13 protein-coding genes are annotated in these 15,605 nt (G+C 69.8%); all 13 read right to left on the reverse strand.

The window, feature by feature from the left end; translation table 11 throughout:
- Positions 1-8: 8 nt before the first annotated feature.
- The gene (locus ACVTJA_RS39430) at positions 9-863 is read right to left on the reverse strand and encodes a cell division protein FtsQ/DivIB (protein ID WP_465828122.1); all 855 of its coding nucleotides are present in this window, start codon (positions 861-863) and stop codon (positions 9-11) included.
- Positions 864-1,033: 170 nt separating this feature from the next.
- On the reverse strand, positions 1,034-1,990 hold the full coding sequence (locus ACVTJA_RS39435) for a D-alanine--D-alanine ligase (protein ID WP_465828124.1): 957 nt from the start codon (positions 1,988-1,990) through the stop codon (positions 1,034-1,036).
- Positions 1,987-2,922: a UDP-N-acetylmuramate dehydrogenase gene (gene murB, locus ACVTJA_RS39440; RefSeq protein WP_465828126.1), complete on the reverse strand. Its 936-nt coding sequence runs from the start codon at positions 2,920-2,922 to the stop codon at positions 1,987-1,989. Before murB ends, ACVTJA_RS39435 begins: the two co-directional genes overlap by 4 nt.
- 7 nt (positions 2,923-2,929) lie before the next feature.
- Positions 2,930-4,348, reverse strand: coding sequence for a UDP-N-acetylmuramate--L-alanine ligase (gene murC / locus ACVTJA_RS39445; protein ID WP_465828128.1), 1,419 nt, complete (start codon positions 4,346-4,348; stop codon positions 2,930-2,932).
- On the reverse strand, positions 4,345-5,490 hold the full coding sequence (gene murG / locus ACVTJA_RS39450; protein WP_465828130.1) for an undecaprenyldiphospho-muramoylpentapeptide beta-N-acetylglucosaminyltransferase: 1,146 nt from the start codon (positions 5,488-5,490) through the stop codon (positions 4,345-4,347). The genes murC and murG overlap by 4 nt, the downstream gene beginning before the upstream one ends.
- Positions 5,487-6,647: a putative lipid II flippase FtsW gene (gene ftsW / locus ACVTJA_RS39455; protein WP_465828133.1), complete on the reverse strand. Its 1,161-nt coding sequence runs from the start codon at positions 6,645-6,647 to the stop codon at positions 5,487-5,489. The genes murG and ftsW overlap by 4 nt, the downstream gene beginning before the upstream one ends.
- Before the next feature lie 5 nt (positions 6,648-6,652).
- Complete coding sequence (murD, locus tag ACVTJA_RS39460; protein WP_465828135.1) at positions 6,653-8,020, reverse strand: UDP-N-acetylmuramoyl-L-alanine--D-glutamate ligase; 1,368 nt, start codon at positions 8,018-8,020, stop codon at positions 6,653-6,655.
- A 24-nt stretch (positions 8,021-8,044) separates the two neighbouring features.
- On the reverse strand, positions 8,045-9,226 hold the full coding sequence (gene mraY, locus ACVTJA_RS39465) for a phospho-N-acetylmuramoyl-pentapeptide-transferase (RefSeq protein WP_465828138.1): 1,182 nt from the start codon (positions 9,224-9,226) through the stop codon (positions 8,045-8,047).
- Positions 9,226-10,626 (reverse strand): UDP-N-acetylmuramoyl-tripeptide--D-alanyl-D-alanine ligase, encoded by a 1,401-nt coding sequence (locus ACVTJA_RS39470; RefSeq protein WP_465828139.1) that lies wholly within the window; start codon positions 10,624-10,626, stop codon positions 9,226-9,228. The genes mraY and ACVTJA_RS39470 overlap by 1 nt, the downstream gene beginning before the upstream one ends.
- Before the next feature lie 54 nt (positions 10,627-10,680).
- Positions 10,681-12,201 (reverse strand): UDP-N-acetylmuramoyl-L-alanyl-D-glutamate--2,6-diaminopimelate ligase, encoded by a 1,521-nt coding sequence (locus tag ACVTJA_RS39475; protein WP_465828143.1) that lies wholly within the window; start codon positions 12,199-12,201, stop codon positions 10,681-10,683.
- Between the two features lie 51 nt (positions 12,202-12,252).
- A complete protein-coding gene (locus ACVTJA_RS39480) occupies positions 12,253-14,274 on the reverse strand; it encodes a penicillin-binding protein (RefSeq protein ID WP_465828146.1) in 2,022 nt (673 codons plus the stop codon).
- Entirely contained in the window at positions 14,271-14,693 is a 423-nt protein-coding gene (gene ftsL / locus ACVTJA_RS39485) for a cell division protein FtsL (protein ID WP_465828149.1), read from the reverse strand. The genes ACVTJA_RS39480 and ftsL overlap by 4 nt, the downstream gene beginning before the upstream one ends.
- A complete protein-coding gene (gene rsmH / locus ACVTJA_RS39490; protein ID WP_465828153.1) occupies positions 14,690-15,604 on the reverse strand; it encodes a 16S rRNA (cytosine(1402)-N(4))-methyltransferase RsmH in 915 nt (304 codons plus the stop codon). Before rsmH ends, ftsL begins: the two co-directional genes overlap by 4 nt.
- Position 15,605: the final 1 nt, after the last annotated feature.

Raw genomic sequence — 15,605 nt, forward strand, 5'->3', positions numbered from 1 at the left:
GCATCCTCTTACCGCGTCGAGGTCCCGTTCCTCTCGGAGACAGGACTCGAAAGCTTCACCGCCACCCAACCGGGTCGGGCACGGTTATCCAGGTGAATGATCTCCGCTGCAAGTCCCCTCTGACCCAACTCCTTCCGGACGCGGGCGAGACGCTCCAGCTTGACCTCGGAATCCCCTTCTCCCAGGCGCACTTCCTGAGCGGACGCCGTCACCAGCGCCAGGCCCTGCGCCTCCAGGCGGACCTCGGACAGACGCTCGGACTTGTCGGGTGACAGCCGCGCATAGGCGCTCGCCACCTCCAGCGCCTTGCGCAGGCGCTCGCGCGCCGCCACCGGGTCCGACACGTAGCCCTCGCGGTCCAACCCCGTGACGAGCGGCAAATCCAGCCCGTCCCCCGGCGTCACCCGCTTGAAGGGCTCACCGTCCTCATCCAGGACGTACAATTCGCTCAGCACCGCCAGCGCCACCGGCACGTGCTCGGTCACCTCCACCGACACGCGGTTGGGGAAGCGCCGCGTCACCTCCACCGTGCGCACCCAGGGGTGCTGCAACATGGCGCGCTCCAGGGCGCCCGTGTCCAGCGTCCACAGGTTCTGCCCCTTGGTCAGCGCCGCCAGTCTCAACAATTCCACGCGCGAGGCGCGCTGCAGGCCGGAGAAGGACACCGCGGCCAAATCGAAGCGGGGCGACGTCAGCGCCCAGTTGCGCAGCGCCACCCCACCCCACACCAGCAGGCCCGTGGCGAGCGTCAGCGTCAGCGCCTTCAGGACGCCGGGGCCGTGCGTGCGCACGGCGCCCTTGACCGCCTCCTTCTGCTGGGCGGCATCCTGACGGCGGCGATTTCGCGTTCTGCCAAAGGCCATGGGTCTCGGGACGTTCGCACGCATGCTGCGCGCGGATGGATCTCCACGCCAGTTTTTGGCTACAGGCACGTCGCTGTAGCGCTGGCGACTGGTGAGGGGCGTAGACCGGGGGCGTCGGAAATTGTCGACAATGCCCGGCGCGAAGTTGCGTCGGGCGTGCCGAAAAAAGCTCAGGCCTTCAACGACGCGCCGAGGAGGAGACGCTCACACAAGGCCGGGAAGTCGATTCCGCGGCCGGCGGCAATCTTCGGCAGGAGGCTGGTGGCCGTCATGCCGGGCAGCGTGTTGATCTCCAGAAGGAACACATCCCCTCCCTCGGTGATGATGACGTCCGAGCGCGAGCCCCCGCTGCAGCCGAGGGACTTGTGCGCGGCCAGACTCACCTCGTTCACCCGGGCATACTGATCTGGCGGGAGGGGCGCGGGGAAGAGGTACTGCGTGCCGGAGCCCGCCTTGTACTTGGCGTCGTAGTCGTAGAACTCGCGCGCGGCGCGCACCTCGATGACGCCGAGGGCCTCATCGTCCAGGACGCCACCCTGCACTTCGCGTCCCTTGACGAACTGCTCCACCAGCAACGTGCCCGCGTACTTCGCCGCGTCGCGCACCGCGGCCTCGTAGTCCTCGCGCTGCTTGCAGATATGAACGCCCACGCTGCTGCCCTCGCGGCTGGGCTTCACCACCACCGGGAAGGGGAACGGCAGCGAGTCCGCCGCGGCCAGCGCGGACTCCGCGTCCCTGAACGCCCGGTACGCCGGCGTGGGGATGCCGTGCGCGACGAAGACCTGCTTGGCGTAGACCTTGTCCATGCCCAGCGCCGAGGCCAGCACGCCGCTGCCCGTATAAGGGATGAACATCGACTCCAGCAGGCCCTGCAGACACCCGTCCTCGCCGTAGCGGCCGTGCACGGCGAGCCACGCGACGTCCACCTTCTCCGCGGTGAGGCGCGCGGGCAAGTCACGGCCCACGTCCACCTCCACCACGTCGTAGCCCAGCGAGCGCAGCGCCCCGGCCACGGCGGCGCCGGTGCGCAGGGAGACCTCGCGCTCCGACGACAGGCCGCCATACAGCACGCCCACGCGCTTCGTCTTGAGCTCGTCCTTCGTGAAGGCGCCGCGATTCGGGGTCATGGCAGGAACTCTCCCACGCGCTTGACTTCGGGTTTCATGACGACACCGGTCTCCTCGCGCACCCGCTGCTGCATGAGGTTGACGAGGCCCAGGACGTCGCGGGCGGAGGCACCGCCCAGATTCACAATCCAGTTGGCGTGCAGGGTGGAGACCTGCGCGCTGCCCAGCGTATGCCCCTTGAGGCCGACGAGTTCAATCAGTCTGCCGGCGTGGTCGCCTGGCGGGTTGGTGAAGACGCTGCCGAAGTTGGGCTGGCTCAGCGGTTGCGTGCGCTTGCGGTAGCCGAGGTCCGCGTCCATGGCCGCCTTGGATGTCCGCACGTCCCCCTTGTGGAGGACGAAGCGCACCCGCGTCACCACGCCGCCCGGGGGCAGCTCCGAGTGGCGGTAGGCGTGCGGAATCTCCGCCTTCGTCAGCCACCCCACCCCGTCCGCGGTGGCGACCTCCACGGCTTCAATCGCGCGGAAGGCCTCGCCATTCTTGGTGCCGGCATTCATCGCCACCGCGCCGCCGAGCGTGCCGGGAATACCCGCGAGGAACTCCGCGCCCACCAACCCGTTGCCACGCATGAGGTTGATGAGCCGGACAATCGCCGCGCCCGCGCCCAGCGTGAGGCGGCCCTCCTCGGGGCCCACGTCCGCCACCTCGGGGAAGAGGTCCGACGGCAGCTTCACGGTGAAGCCAGGAACCCCGCCATCGCCCACCAGCGTGTTGGCGCCGCCACCGAGGATGGAGACCGGCACGCCCTCGTCACGCGCGAGCTTCAGGAGCGCCACCAGCGCCTCCGGAGTCCGCGGGCGCACCAGCGCCTCCGCCGCACCTCCAACACGCACGCTGGTGAGCGGAGCCAGGGGCTCGCCCGGCTTCACCTCGCAGCCGGACAGCCGCTCCACGCGCTCCGCCAGCGCCGTCCTCACGCCCGCTTCCACCATGGCCGCTTCAGCCCTTCGACAGCGGAGTGGTGCCCATCAGCGTGAGCAAATCAGGCCCCACCTGGGTGATGTCGCCCGCGCCCAGCGTGAGGACGATGTCGCCCTCGCGCAGCCGGGGCAGCAGCGCCGCCGGCAAATCCATGCGCCTCTCCACGAAGGTGACGTCGCGGTGGCCGTGCGCGCGGATGGCGTCCGCCAGCGCGTCGCCGGTGGCGCCCGGAATCTTGTCCTCACCCGCCGCGTAGACGCTGGTGACGAAGAGCACGTCCGCATCGTTGAAGGAGGTGGAGAACTCCTTCATCAAATCGTGCGTGCGCGTGTAGCGGTGCGGCTGAAAGGCCACCACCACGCGCCGGCCGAAGGCCTTGCGCGCACCGGCCAGCGTGGCCATGACCTCGGTGGGGTGGTGCCCGTAGTCGTCCACCACGGTGACGCCCTGCGCCTCGCCGCGCACGGTGAAGCGCCGCTGCACGCCGCCGAACTCGGCGAGCGCGCCGCGCACCGTCTCCAGCGGGATGTCCATCTCCTCCGCCACGGCGATGACGGCCAGGGCGTTGAAGGCGTTGTGCGCGCCCACCATGCGCACGCGGAACTCGCCCAGCGACTCGTCGCGGCGGAAGGCCTGGAAGGTGGTGGTGAAGCCGTCGAGCTGCACGTTCTCCAGCCGGTAGTCCGCCATGTGCGAGCTGCCGTACGTGACGAACCGCTTTTCAATCCGCGGCAGCAGCGCCTGCACGTTGGGGTTGTCCAGGCAGAGGACGTTGAGGCCGTAGAACGGAACCCGGTTGCAGAACTCCACGAAGGCGGACTGGAGCGCGTCCAGCGTGCCGTAGTGGTCCATGTGCTCCGGGTCGATGTTGGTGACGATGGAGATGGACGGGTGCAGCTTGAGGAAGCTGCCGTCGCTCTCGTCGGCCTCCACCACCATCAGCTCGCTCTTGCCCAGCTTGGCGTTGGAGTCGAGCACGTTCACCTTGCCGCCCACCACCGCCGTCGGGTCCAGCCCCGCCGCGCTCAGCACGGTGGCCACCATGGACGTCGTCGTCGTCTTGCCGTGGCTGCCCGCCACCGCGACGGAGTACTTCAGGCGCATCAGCTCCGCGAGCATCTCCGCGCGGGGGATGACGGGAATCTTCCGCTGCCGCGCCGTGACGACCTCGGGGTTGTCCTTGCGCACCGCGGAGGAGATGACCACCACGTCCGCCTGCACGAGGTTCTGCGCCTTGTGGCCCTCGAAGATGGTGGCGCCCATGCGCGCGAGGCGCCGGGTGATGTCACTCTCCTTCAAGTCGCTGCCGGAGACGCGGTAGCCCAGGTTGAGCAGCACCTCGGCGATGCCGCTCATTCCGATGCCGCCGATGCCCACGAAGTGCACCTGCGCGGCGTGCCGCGTCTTGAAGAGGCTGGGCGGCTTGTTCTTCGTCACGACTCACTCCTCGGCGTCTTCTTCGGCTCGGTGGGGGTGCGCTCGCGGCCGTTGGGGCCCCACGCCTGCACCATCAGGTCCACGCACACGTCGGCCAGCTCCTTCGCGGCCTCCGGGCGGCCCAGGAGGCCCGCCTTCTTCTCCATGCTCTTGAGCTTCGCGGGGTCGCTCTTCAGGGCGCGGATGGTGTCCGCCAGCTTCTGCCCGGTGAGCTCCGACTCGCGGAACATCAGCGCCGCGCCCGCGTCCACGAGCGCCTTCGCATTCACGGCTTGATGGTCATCGGTGGCGTGCGGGAAGGGAATCAGGATGCTGGCCTTCTTACACACCGTCAGCTCCGCCAACGTGGTCGCGCCGGCGCGACATACGACCAGGTCGGCCTTGGCATATGCGCCGGACATGTCGTCGATGAACTCCACCACGTCCGCCTGGAAGCCCTTCTCCGCGTAGCCCTTGCGCACCTGCTCCAGGTCGTTCTTCCCCGTCTGGTGGACGAAGTGCAACCCGTCTTTCAAATCCCCCAGGGAATCGAGCGCCTCAATCATCCGCTGGTTGATACCTCGCGCGCCGAGGCTGCCGCCGAACACCAGCAGTGAGAAGCGCTCATGCGCCACGTGGCTGCGCAGGTAGTTGTCCATCAGCTTGCGGCGGATGGGGTTGCCGATGAGCTGCACCTTCTTCTCCGGGAAGAAGCGGTGCGCGCCCTCGAAGGCGGTGAAGACGACGCGCACCACCTTGCCCAGGAGCTTGTTGGTGATGCCCGGCAGCGCGTTCTGCTCCTGGATGGCGGTGGGGATGCCCATCAGCCACGCGGCCAGCACCACCGGCCCGCTGGCGTAGCCGCCCACGCCCACCACCACGTCCGGCTTCTGCCGGGCGAGGATGCGGAAGGACTCGATGAAGGCCAGCGGCAGCGCGATGAGCGCCTTGAGGAAGGCGACGAGGTTCTTCCCCTTGAGGCCCTGCACCTTCACCAACTCCAGCGGGTAGCCCTCCTTCGGCACCACGCGCGCCTCGAGGCCGCGCTCCGTGCCCACGAAGACCACCTCGTTGCCGGGATGACGCGTCGTCACCTCCTCCGCCAGGGCGATGCCCGGGAAGAGGTGGCCACCGGTGCCGCCGCCCGCGATGAGGACCTTCACGCCGTCACCTCCCGCATGTCCGTGCCCGTCCGTGCGACGCGCGCGGGCTCGGCGCTCGCGCTCAGGGAGAGCAGCACGCCCGCCGCGCCCATCAGCACCACCAACGACGTACCGCCGTAGGAAACGAATGGCAGGGTGAGCCCCTTGGTGGGCAGCAGCCCCATGGCCACGCACATATTCACGGTGGCCTGGAAGGCGATGATGGAGGTGATGCCCAGCCCCAGGTACGTGCCGAACGTCTCCCCCGCCGCCAGGCTGGCGCGCACGCCGCGCCACAGCACCACCGCGTAGAGCGTCACCAGCAGCCCCACGCCGATGAGCCCCGTCTCCTCGCCGATGATGGAGAAGATGAAGTCGGTGTGCGCCTCCGGCAGGAAGAAGAGCTTCTGCCGCCCGTCCCCCAGCCCCAGCCCCAGCACACCGCCCGAGCCGATGGACATGAGCGACTCGGCCACCTGGTAGCCCACGTCGTGCCGGTGCGCCCACGGGTCCAGGAAGGCGAGGATGCGCTTCATGCGGTACGGGCTCGTGGCGATGGCCACGTACGCCATGGGCAGCGCCAGCAGCACCGAGCCCACGAGGTAGCTCAGCTTCGCCCCGGCCGCGAAGAGCAGCACGAAGAGCATGAACACCAGCAGCACGCTGCTGCCGAAGTCAGGCTGGAGCATGCACAAGAGGACGAGCACGCCGCACAGCGCGAGGTGCGGCAGGAAGCCCACGGAGAAGGTGGCCACCTTCTCGCGCTTCTTCGCCAGCGAGTAGGACAGGTAGACGACCCAGGCGAACTTCGCCACCTCCGCGGGCTGGAGGCCGAAGCCCGGCAGGCGAATCCACCGGCGCGCGCCGCCCGCCGTGGTGCCGATGCCCGGAATGGCCACCGCAATCAGCAGGACAACGGCGATGAGCAGCAGCGGGTAGGCCCAGCGCGCCAGCTTGCGCCAGCCCACCTTCATGGCGACGGCCATGGCCACCACGCCCATGCCGGCCGCGGTGAGCTGGCGCCTGAAGAAGTAGAGGCTGTCACCCAGCTTGTCCTGCGCCAGCACCGCGCTGGCCGAGTACACCATCACCAACCCGAAGGCGACGAGGGCGAGCACGGCGCACAGGAGAATCGGGTCGAACCGCACGGGGGCGGACGCGGGAGGAGTGGTCTTCATGGCCGTCACAGCGCCCCGACGAGGCGCTTGAACGTGTCGCCCCGGTCCTCGAAGTTCTTGAACTGGTCATACGACGCGCACGCGGGCGACAGGAGCACCGTGTCCCCCGCCTTCGCGACTTCGCGCGCCTTCTTCACCGCCGCGTCCAGCGTGCCGCACGCGTGCACCGGCGCCTGGCCCGCGTAGGCCTTCGCAAGCGTGTCCGCGTCCTGGCCGATGGTGAGCACGCCCTTCACCTTGCCGCGCCCCGCGTCCACCATGGGCGCGTACGGCGCGCCCTTGCCCTTGCCGCCGGCAATCAGCCACAGGTCGCCCTTGAAGGCGCGCAGCGCCACCAGCACCGAGTCCACGTTGGTGGCCTTGGAGTCGTTCACCCACTCCACGCCGTCCAGCACGCGCACGCTCTCCATGCGGTGCGGCAGCCCCGGGTAGCTGTCCAGCCCCGCCTGCACCGCGTCCGCCGCCACGCCGCCCAGCCGCGCCAGCAGCGCCGCCGCCATGGCGTTCTGCGCGTTGTGCGCGCCGCGCAGCGCGCGGTTGGTGAGCCGGTAGCGCTCGTCGAGGAAGTCCAGCCGGAAGCCACCCTCCTCCGCGATGGCCAGGCCCGCGAGCTTCGGCGCGTCCGCCACCGGGCGGCCCGTCATGCTGAAGCCGTACACCGGCACCTTCGCCGTGCGCGCGAGCCCCATCACGTCCGCGTCGTCGGCGTTGACCACGCCGAAGTCACCGGCCTGCTGGCTCTGAAAGATTCTGGCCTTCGCCGCGCCGTAGTCGGCGTGCGTGGCGTAGCGGTCCAGGTGGTCCGGAGTGAGGTTAAGGATGGCCGCGCCGCGCGGGCGCAGGGTGCGGATGCCTTCGAGCTGGAAGCTGGACAGCTCCACCACCAGCGCGTCCCAGTCCTTCGGGGCCATGGCGGCCTCGGAGAAGGGCCGGCCCAGGTTGCCACCCACGAAGGTGCGGCGGCCGCCGCGAATGAAGAGCTCACCGGTGAGCGCCGTGGTGGTGCTCTTGCCGTTGGTGCCGGTGATGCCGAAAAGCGGCACGTCGGTGAGGAGGCGCGAGGCCAGCTCCACCTCGCCCCAGATGGCGACGCCCGCCTTGCGGGCCGCCTCGAACTCCGGCAGCGACAGCGGCACGCCGGGGCTCACCACCACGAGGTCCTGCGACGCGAGCAGGCCCGGCGGCGTGGGTCCGGTGACGAGCGAAGCGCCGAGGGCCTTCACCTCGCGGCCCACCTCACCAAGCGCCTCCTCGGTGCGCGCGTCGAGCGCCGTCACCTGCGCGCCGTGGTGGCACAGCAGGCGCAGCGCCGCCACGCCACTCTTCGCGAGGCCGAATACGAGCACCTTCTGACCGGACAGCGACAACGTCATGGCAGTGCCCCCTATGCCGCGGCTTCAGCGCAGCTTGAGCGACAGGAGCGCCACGCCACCACAGAGGATGGAGACGATCCAGAAACGGACGATGATCTTCGGCTCGGCCAGCCCCTTCAGCTCGAAGTGGTGGTGCACCGGGGCCATCTTGAAGACGCGCTTGCCCGTCATCTTGAAGGAGGCCACCTGAATCATCACGCTCAGCGCCTCCGCGAAGAAGATGCCGTGGATGATGGCGGACACCACCTCGTTCTTGGACAGGACGGCCAGCCCGCCCAGCGCGCCACCCAGCGCCAGCGAGCCGATGTCTCCCATGAAGACCGAGGCCGGATACGTGTTGAACCAGAGGAAGGAGATGCCCGCGCCGACAATGGCCGCGCAGAACACGGCGAGTTCCGCGCCGCCCGGCACCTGGAGGATGCCCAGGTACTGGTACAACGGCGTGGCCACCAACTGCCTCTGCACTCCGCCCATCGTCTCGTAGTCCGCGATGCTCAGCGTGGTGCCCGCCACGTAGCAAAGCACCGCGAAGGTAATCGCGGAGACGATGGTGGGGACAATCGCCAGGCCGTCCAGGCCGTCCGTGAGATTCACGGCGTTGGACGTGCCGACGATGACAATCCACGCGAAGGGCACGTAGAACCAGCCCAGGTCCGGGTTGAACCAGCGCGTGGGGATGAACGGCAGCGTCAGCTTGGTGTTGATGAGCAGCGTGGGCCCGAAGGAACCATCCGGGTGCGTCCACGTGGTGAGCAGGCCGAACACCGCAACGAGGAAGAAGAGCGTCTGCAGCGCCATCTTCTTGCGGCCGGCCAGGCCCTTCGAGTTGCGCTTGGACAGCTTCAGCCAGTCATCCAGGAAGCCGATGAAGCCGTAGCCGAAGGTGAGCAGCAGCATCACCCACACGACGCGGCTGCCCAGGTCCGCGAACAGCAGCGTGCCGGCGCCGATGCAGATGAGGATGAGCGAGCCGCCCATGGTGGGCGTGCCCTTCTTCTTCTGGTGCGTGTCCGGCGTGTCCTCGCGCACGTTGCTCTGCCCGTGCTGCTTCAGGCGCAGGCGGGCGATGATGCGCGGACCAATGAGCATGCCGAGCAGCAGGGCGAAGACGCCCGCCGCGATGATGCGGAAGGTGGGGTAGCGCAGGAAGTTGAGGACGCGACCCGCTTCCGAGTTCTGGATGAGCTCGTAGAGGAGAAACAGCACTAGTGGTTTCCTCCGGGGGCTGGCGCGCCCGTCAGCGCCGCCACCACCCGCTCCAGCCGCATGCCGCGGCTGGCCTTCACCAACACCACGTCACCGGGCCGCAGCTGGGGCGACAGCCAGGCCACCAGCGGCTCCACCTCGGTGAAGTGGGCAGCGGAATTGCCCATGGATGCGGCCTCCCATCCCTTGACAGAGCGGGGACCGAAGAAGGCCGCCAGCTTCGCGTGCCCGGGAACGCGCCCGCCCAGGCGCGCGTGCTCCTCCAGCTCGCCCGGGCCCAGCTCCAGCATGTCCCCCAGCACCACCACCGGACGGCCGCCGGCCGGCACCAGCGTGCCCAGCGTCTCCAGCGCCGCGTCCATGGACGCGGGGTTGGCGTTGTAACAGTCGTCAATCACCGTCACGCCGCCCTTGCCGTCCACCACATTGAGGCGGCGCGCGTACGGCCGCGCCGTCTCCAGGCCACGCACGCACTCCTCCGGCGAGTAGCCCAGCGCCAGCGCCAGCGCGAAGGCCGCCGTGGCGTTCTGCGCGTTGTGCGGGCCGATGAAGTGCAGCCGCACCGGCCAGTCCCGGCCGGAGTAGCGCACCGTAGCCACCATGCCCTCGCGGCCGCGCGTCTCCACGCCGACGAGGCGCACGTCCGCGCCCTCGGCCCGGCCGAAGGTCAGCTTCTTCGCCTTGCTGCGCGCGGCCTGCTTCGGAATCAGCGGGTCGTCGATGTTCACCACGACGGTGGACGCGGGGCCCAGCTCGCGGAACATCTCCCCTTCCGCCTCGGCCACGCCCTCGATGCTGCCCAGGCCTTCGAGGTGCTCGGGCTGCACCACGGTGATGACACCGGCGTCGGGCTGCACCACGCGGGTGAGCCGCTCAATCTCACCGGGGCGGTTCATGCCCACCTCGATGACGGCGGCCACGTGCTGGGGCTCCAGGCGGAAGAGCGTCAGCGGAACGCCCACCTCGTTGTTGAGGTTGCCCTCCGTCTTCAGCGCGGGGCCGCGCGTGGCGAGGATGGCGCCCACCATCTCCTTGGTGGTCGTCTTCCCGTTGGAGCCGCCCACCGCGCAGAGGGGAATCTTGAAGCGCTGCCGGTGGTGACGGCCCAGGGCGCCCAGCGCCCTCAGCGTGTCGTCCACCTCGTAGAGGGGGAAGCCCTCCGGCAGCGCGGGCACCGTGCGGCCGCGAGCGACGACGGCCGCGGCCGCCCCACCCTTCGCCGCCTGGTCCACGAAGGCGTGCGCGTCGAAGCGCTCGCCGACGAGCGCCACGAAGAGACAGCCCGGGGTGAGCGCACGCGTGTCGGTACAGACGGCGGAGAACGCGGCCGGGGCCGGACCTCCGCGCCGGGAGGCCCCGGTCGCCTGCACCACCTCATCGTCGTTGAATCGGGCTGACATAGGGGTGTGGGGGGTGCGAGCGCGGCCGGGCCGGGCCGCGCTCACGGGTACTGACTACGGGGTGCGGTTGGCCAGCGCCTTCGCCGCCACCTGGCGGTCGTCGAAGTTGTGCTTCTCCGTGCCCACCTGCTGGTACGTCTCGTGGCCCTTGCCGGCGATGAGGACGACGTCGTCCCCGCTGGCGAGGCCGATGGCGAGCTCGATGGCGGCGCGGCGGTCCGCGTCCACGAGGTAGCCCTTCTCACCGGACTTCGCCTTGCCCGCGGAGATGCGGCGCAGGCCGCCCTTCTCCAGGCCCGGCGTCACCTCGCCGATGATGTCGTCCGGGTCCTCGGTGCGCGGGTTGTCGCTGGTGACGATGGCCAGGTCCGCGGCCTCGGCCGCCACCGCGCCCATCAGCGGACGCTTGCCCTTGTCGCGGTCCCCACCGCAGCCGAAGACGGTGATGACGCGGCCCTTGGCCAGCGCGCGAGCCGCCTCGAGCGCGCGCTTCAGCGCGTCGTCGGTGTGCGCGTAGTCCACCAGGACGGCCGGAGCGCCACCGGGGCCGTAGTTCTCCACGCGCTCCATGCGGCCGGCCACCGGCATCATGCGCTCGATGCCCTCCTGCACCTCGCGGCGCGAGTAGCCCGCCCCCAGGCCAATGCCCGCCGCCAGGAGGATGTTCTCCAGGTTGTGGGGCCCGAGCAGCTTGCTCTTGATGGGGATGTCACCAGCCGGCGTCTTCAGCGTGCCCTTGATGCCCTGGAGCGTGAAGGTGACGTCCGAGGCGGAAATCTCCCCGGCCCCCGCGCGGCTGAACTTCCACGCCATGCGCTTCTGGCCGCGCAGCTCGTTGTAGATGCGGCTGGCGTAGGTGTCGTCGCCATTCACCACGGCCACGCCGGTGGCGGACAGGCTCTCGGCGAAGAGCTTCCGCTTCGCCTGGAAGTAGTCCTCCATGTCCTTGTGGTAGTCGAGGTGGTCGCGGGTCAGGTTGGAGAACCCCGCCGCCTTGAAGGTGAGCCCGTGCACGCGCTCCTGCGCGAGCGCGTGGCTGGACACCTCCATCACCACCGTCTCCACGCCCGCGTCCACCATCTCCCGGAAGATGCGGTGCAGCTCCAACGCATCCGGGGTGGTGTTGCTGCTCTCCACCGTCTTGCCCGCGAACTTGTACCCCAGCGTGCCGATGACACCGGTGGACGAATAGGCCGCGGTGCTCATGGCCTCCAGCAGATACGTCGTCGTCGTCTTCCCGTTCGTCCCGGTGACACCCAGCAGCGTGAGCTGGTCCGCGGGACGGCCGTAGAAGTTGGCGGCGATGATGGCCAGGGCCTTGCGCGCGTTGCCCACCTTGAAGAAGGGCACTTGCGAGGAAGGCACCGGCTTCTCGGACACCACCGCCACTGCGCCACGGGACACGGCCTCGCCGATGAACTGGGCCCCATCCTCCTTCGTGCCAGGAATGGCGACGAAGAGGTCCCCCGCCTTCACGCGCCGCGAGTCCTGCGTCACACCGGTGACGTCAACCGCGGAACGGCCGCCCGAGGTCTGCTCGGCACCACATCCTGCGAGGACATCCGTCAGCTTCATCTCTTCCCCTTCACACGTCTTGCAAGCGCGGGGCCTGGAGCGAGCGCGGCCTCATTGCCGCGTCGCGAGCTCCAGCGTCACCCGGGCCCCCTTCTCCACCAGCGAGCCGGCGGCGGGGGTTTGAGACACCACACGTCCACTGCCCATTACCTGTGGCTCGAGGGCCGCGGCGAGCAGCTTCACCACGGCCTCACGTCCTACCTGTCCCTGGACGTCCGGCACACGCACCGTGCCGGGCTCCGGGGTCTCCGTCACCGCGTCCCCCATCTCCGGCCGCGCGGGCACGGAGGCCTTGACGGCCACCGGCTTCGCCTGCGCGGGCGCGGGGGACACGGCGGCCACGGCCACCTCGGGTGCCACCGTCTTGGACGGGGGCACGGCCAGGTGGGCCATGGCGGCGGTCGCAATCTCCTTGAAAGCAGGGGCAGCCACGAGCCCCCCGTATACGTCCGTCTTCGGTTCGTCCACTACGACGAGAATCACTGCACGCGGCGACTCGGCCGGCACCATGCCGGCGAAGGAAGCGATGCGCTTGTCGGAGTACCCCCGTGCCACCGGGTCCGCCTTCTGGGCGGTGCCCGTCTTGCCCGCCACGCGGTACTCCTCCATGGCGGCCCGGGGCGCGGTTCCTCCCTTGTCCACCACGCTTTCGAGCATGCCCACCACCTGACGAGCCACCTTGGAAGAAACCACCCGGCGCATTTCCGTGGGGCGGTTTTCCAGCAGGACTACCCCATCCGGGTCCACAACCTTTGAAACAAGGTAGGGCCGCATCAGCACGCCATCGTTCGCCAGCGCACCATAGGCGGACGCAATCTGCACCGCGGTGGCCGTCATGCCCTGGCCAAAGGACTGGGTGGCCAGGGCCACCTCCGCCTTGGGGAAGGGAATCACGCCGCGCCCCTCGCCCGGCAGCGCGAGGCCCGTGCGCTCGGCGAAGCCGAAGGCGTGGTAGCCGGAGACGAGCTTCTCGCGCCCCAGCGTCTGGGCAATCTTCGCCATGCAGATGTTGGAGGACACCTGGAGGATGCCGCGCGGGGCCAGCCACCCGTACGAGTGGGTGTCGTTGATGGTGTGGCGGCCGATGGGCCACGCGCCGTTCTCACAGAAGAAGACGCTGTCGGGGGTAATCGCCCCCTGGTCCAGCGCGGCGGCCACCACGAAGGGCTTCATCGTGGAGCCGGGCTCGAAGGTGTCCAGCGCGGCGCGGTTGCGCATCTCCCCGCGCGAGCCCGCGCCGGGGTTGTTGGGGTTGAAGCGCGGGTGGTTGGCGATGGCCAGCAGCTCACCGGTGCGCGGGTCCAGCACCACCGCCATGCCGGCCACGCCCTTGGCCTCCTCCACCGCCTTGGCCAGCGCCTTCTCCGTCACGTACTGGAGGTGCCGGTCGATGGTGAGGGTGACGGCGGCGCCCTGGCGCTCCAGCGGGTCCAACGCGCCCTGCACCAGCAGCTTGCGGCCCTTGGCGTCGCGGAAGCCGGACATGCGCGAGTTCTGCCCGGACAGCTCGTCCTCGAAGGCCAGCTCCAGGCCCTCCAGGCCGTGGCCGTCCATGCCCACCATGCCCACCACGTGCGCGCCCAGCTCGCGCTGCGGGTAGAAGCGCTTGGGCTCCTTGGTGAAGCCGAAGCCCGGCAGGCCGAGCGCCTTCACGGCCTCCACCTCCTGCGGCTTCGCCTGGCGCTTCACCCACGCGAAACGCTTCGCGCGGCCCAGGCGGGCGGCCATTTCGTCCGCGTCCACCTTGAGCGCCTTGGCCAGCGCGCGCGAGGCGGAGCGGATGTCCGGCAGCATGGAGGGGTCCACCCAGATGGAGTCCACCTCCACGCTCTGTGCGAGCGGGGTGCCGCGCCGGTCGAAGATGTCGCCGCGGCGCGCGGGAATCTCAATCTGGCGGACGTACTGGTCCTGGGCGAGCCCGCGCAGCTTCTCCTGCTCGAAGACCTGGAGGTACACCGCGCGACCGAAGGCGACGCCCAGCAGGCCGAGGAAGAGGCCGAACAGCAGCCGCACCCGCAGCTTCAGCCACTTCGCGTTGGGCTCCGGAGCCCGCGCCGCCTTGAAGTCCCTCACCGCGCGTCCCCCGTCGCGCCGCGCCCGGCCACCCGCACGTTGGACGGCTCGGTGCCACGCGCGTCCGCCCGGGCGTCGCCGCGCGCGGGCTTGTCCGCGGCCACCGACACCACCGCTCCGCCGGAGGGCATGGCCATGCCGAGCTGCTCGCGCGCCACGCGCTCCAGCCGCGCCGGGGCCTTGAGCGTGGCCAGCTCCAGCTTCAGCCGGTCATTCTCCCGGGTGAGCGTGCGGCTCTCCGCCTCCGCGCGAGACAGGCGGTAGCCCATGTCCACCACCAGCACGCGGCTGGTGACGTGGAGCATGCCCACGCCCGCGAAGAGGGCGAAGAGGAGGACGGCGGGCAGCAGGTGCATCAGCACGCCCGTCACGGAGACGGAGCCACGCGAAGAACCCAACCTGGAAGTCGCCTTGCTCATCGGAGTTTCTCCACCACGCGAAGGTGCGCGCTGCGAGCGCGGGGGTTGGCCTCCACCTCTTCCTCCGAGGCGGCCACGGCCTTCTTCGTCACCAGGGCGAACGCGCCCGACCAGCCACAGGCGCACACCGGCAGCCCCGGCGGACAGGTGCAACGGCCCACCATGTCCCTGAACGCCTCCTTCACCTTCCGGTCCTCCAGGGAGTGGAAGGAGATGACGGCCGCGCGGCCGCCCACCTTGAGGAGGTTGGGGATGGCGGCGAGCAGCGCGTCCAGCGCCTCCAGCTCACCGTTGACGGCCATGCGCAGGGCCTGGAAGGTGCGCGTGGCCACGTGGATGCGCTGCGGCCACGCCTTGCGCGGCACCGCGCGCTTCACCACTTCGGCGGCCTCCAGCGTGCGCGTGGGCAGCGCCTTCTTCAGCTCGCGGGCGATGGGCCGCGCGAAGGGCTCCTCGCCGTACTCCTTGAGGAGGTGGGCCAGGTCGCGCTCGTCCGTGGAGGCGATGAGCTCCGCGGCCGTGGGGCCCGTGTCGCCCATGCGCATGTCCAGCGGGCCGTCCTTCATGAAGGAGAAGCCGCGCTCGGCGACGTCGAGCTGGGGCGAGGAGACGCCCAGGTCCACCAGCACGCCGTCCACCGGGAGCATGTCCGCGGCCACGCGGGGCAGGTCCGCGAAGTTGCCCTGACGGGCCTGGAAGAGGGGGTTGCCGCCGAGGCGCGAGGTGGTGGCGGCGAGCGCCACCGGGTCGCGGTCCACGCCCACCACGGTGGCGCCCCGGGCGAGGAGCGCCTCCGTGTGGCCGCCGCCACCCAGTGTGCCGTCGATGATCACCTTCCCCACTCCCGGTTGGAGCAAGTCCACTGCTTCCCGCAGGAGGACGGTCTGGTGCTGGAAGTCCAGGGCCGCCACG

The organism is Pyxidicoccus sp. M6 (assembly GCF_055568925.1).

What these genes read in the sequence shown, in the direction of transcription:
- ACVTJA_RS39430 (WP_465828122.1), bottom strand. Translation starts at nt 863, where the DNA reads ATGGCCTTTGGCAGAACGCGAAATCGCCGCCGTCAGGATGCCGCCCAG.
- ACVTJA_RS39435 (WP_465828124.1), bottom strand. Translation starts at nt 1,990, where the DNA reads ATGACCCCGAATCGCGGCGCCTTCACGAAGGACGAGCTCAAGACGAAG.
- murB (WP_465828126.1), bottom strand. Translation starts at nt 2,922, where the DNA reads ATGGTGGAAGCGGGCGTGAGGACGGCGCTGGCGGAGCGCGTGGAGCGG.
- ftsW (WP_465828133.1), bottom strand. Translation starts at nt 6,647, where the DNA reads ATGAAGACCACTCCTCCCGCGTCCGCCCCCGTGCGGTTCGACCCGATT.
- murD (WP_465828135.1), bottom strand. Translation starts at nt 8,020, where the DNA reads ATGACGTTGTCGCTGTCCGGTCAGAAGGTGCTCGTATTCGGCCTCGCG.
- ACVTJA_RS39470 (WP_465828139.1), bottom strand. Translation starts at nt 10,626, where the DNA reads ATGTCAGCCCGATTCAACGACGATGAGGTGGTGCAGGCGACCGGGGCC.
- ACVTJA_RS39475 (WP_465828143.1), bottom strand. Translation starts at nt 12,201, where the DNA reads ATGAAGCTGACGGATGTCCTCGCAGGATGTGGTGCCGAGCAGACCTCG.
- ftsL (WP_465828149.1), bottom strand. Translation starts at nt 14,693, where the DNA reads ATGAGCAAGGCGACTTCCAGGTTGGGTTCTTCGCGTGGCTCCGTCTCC.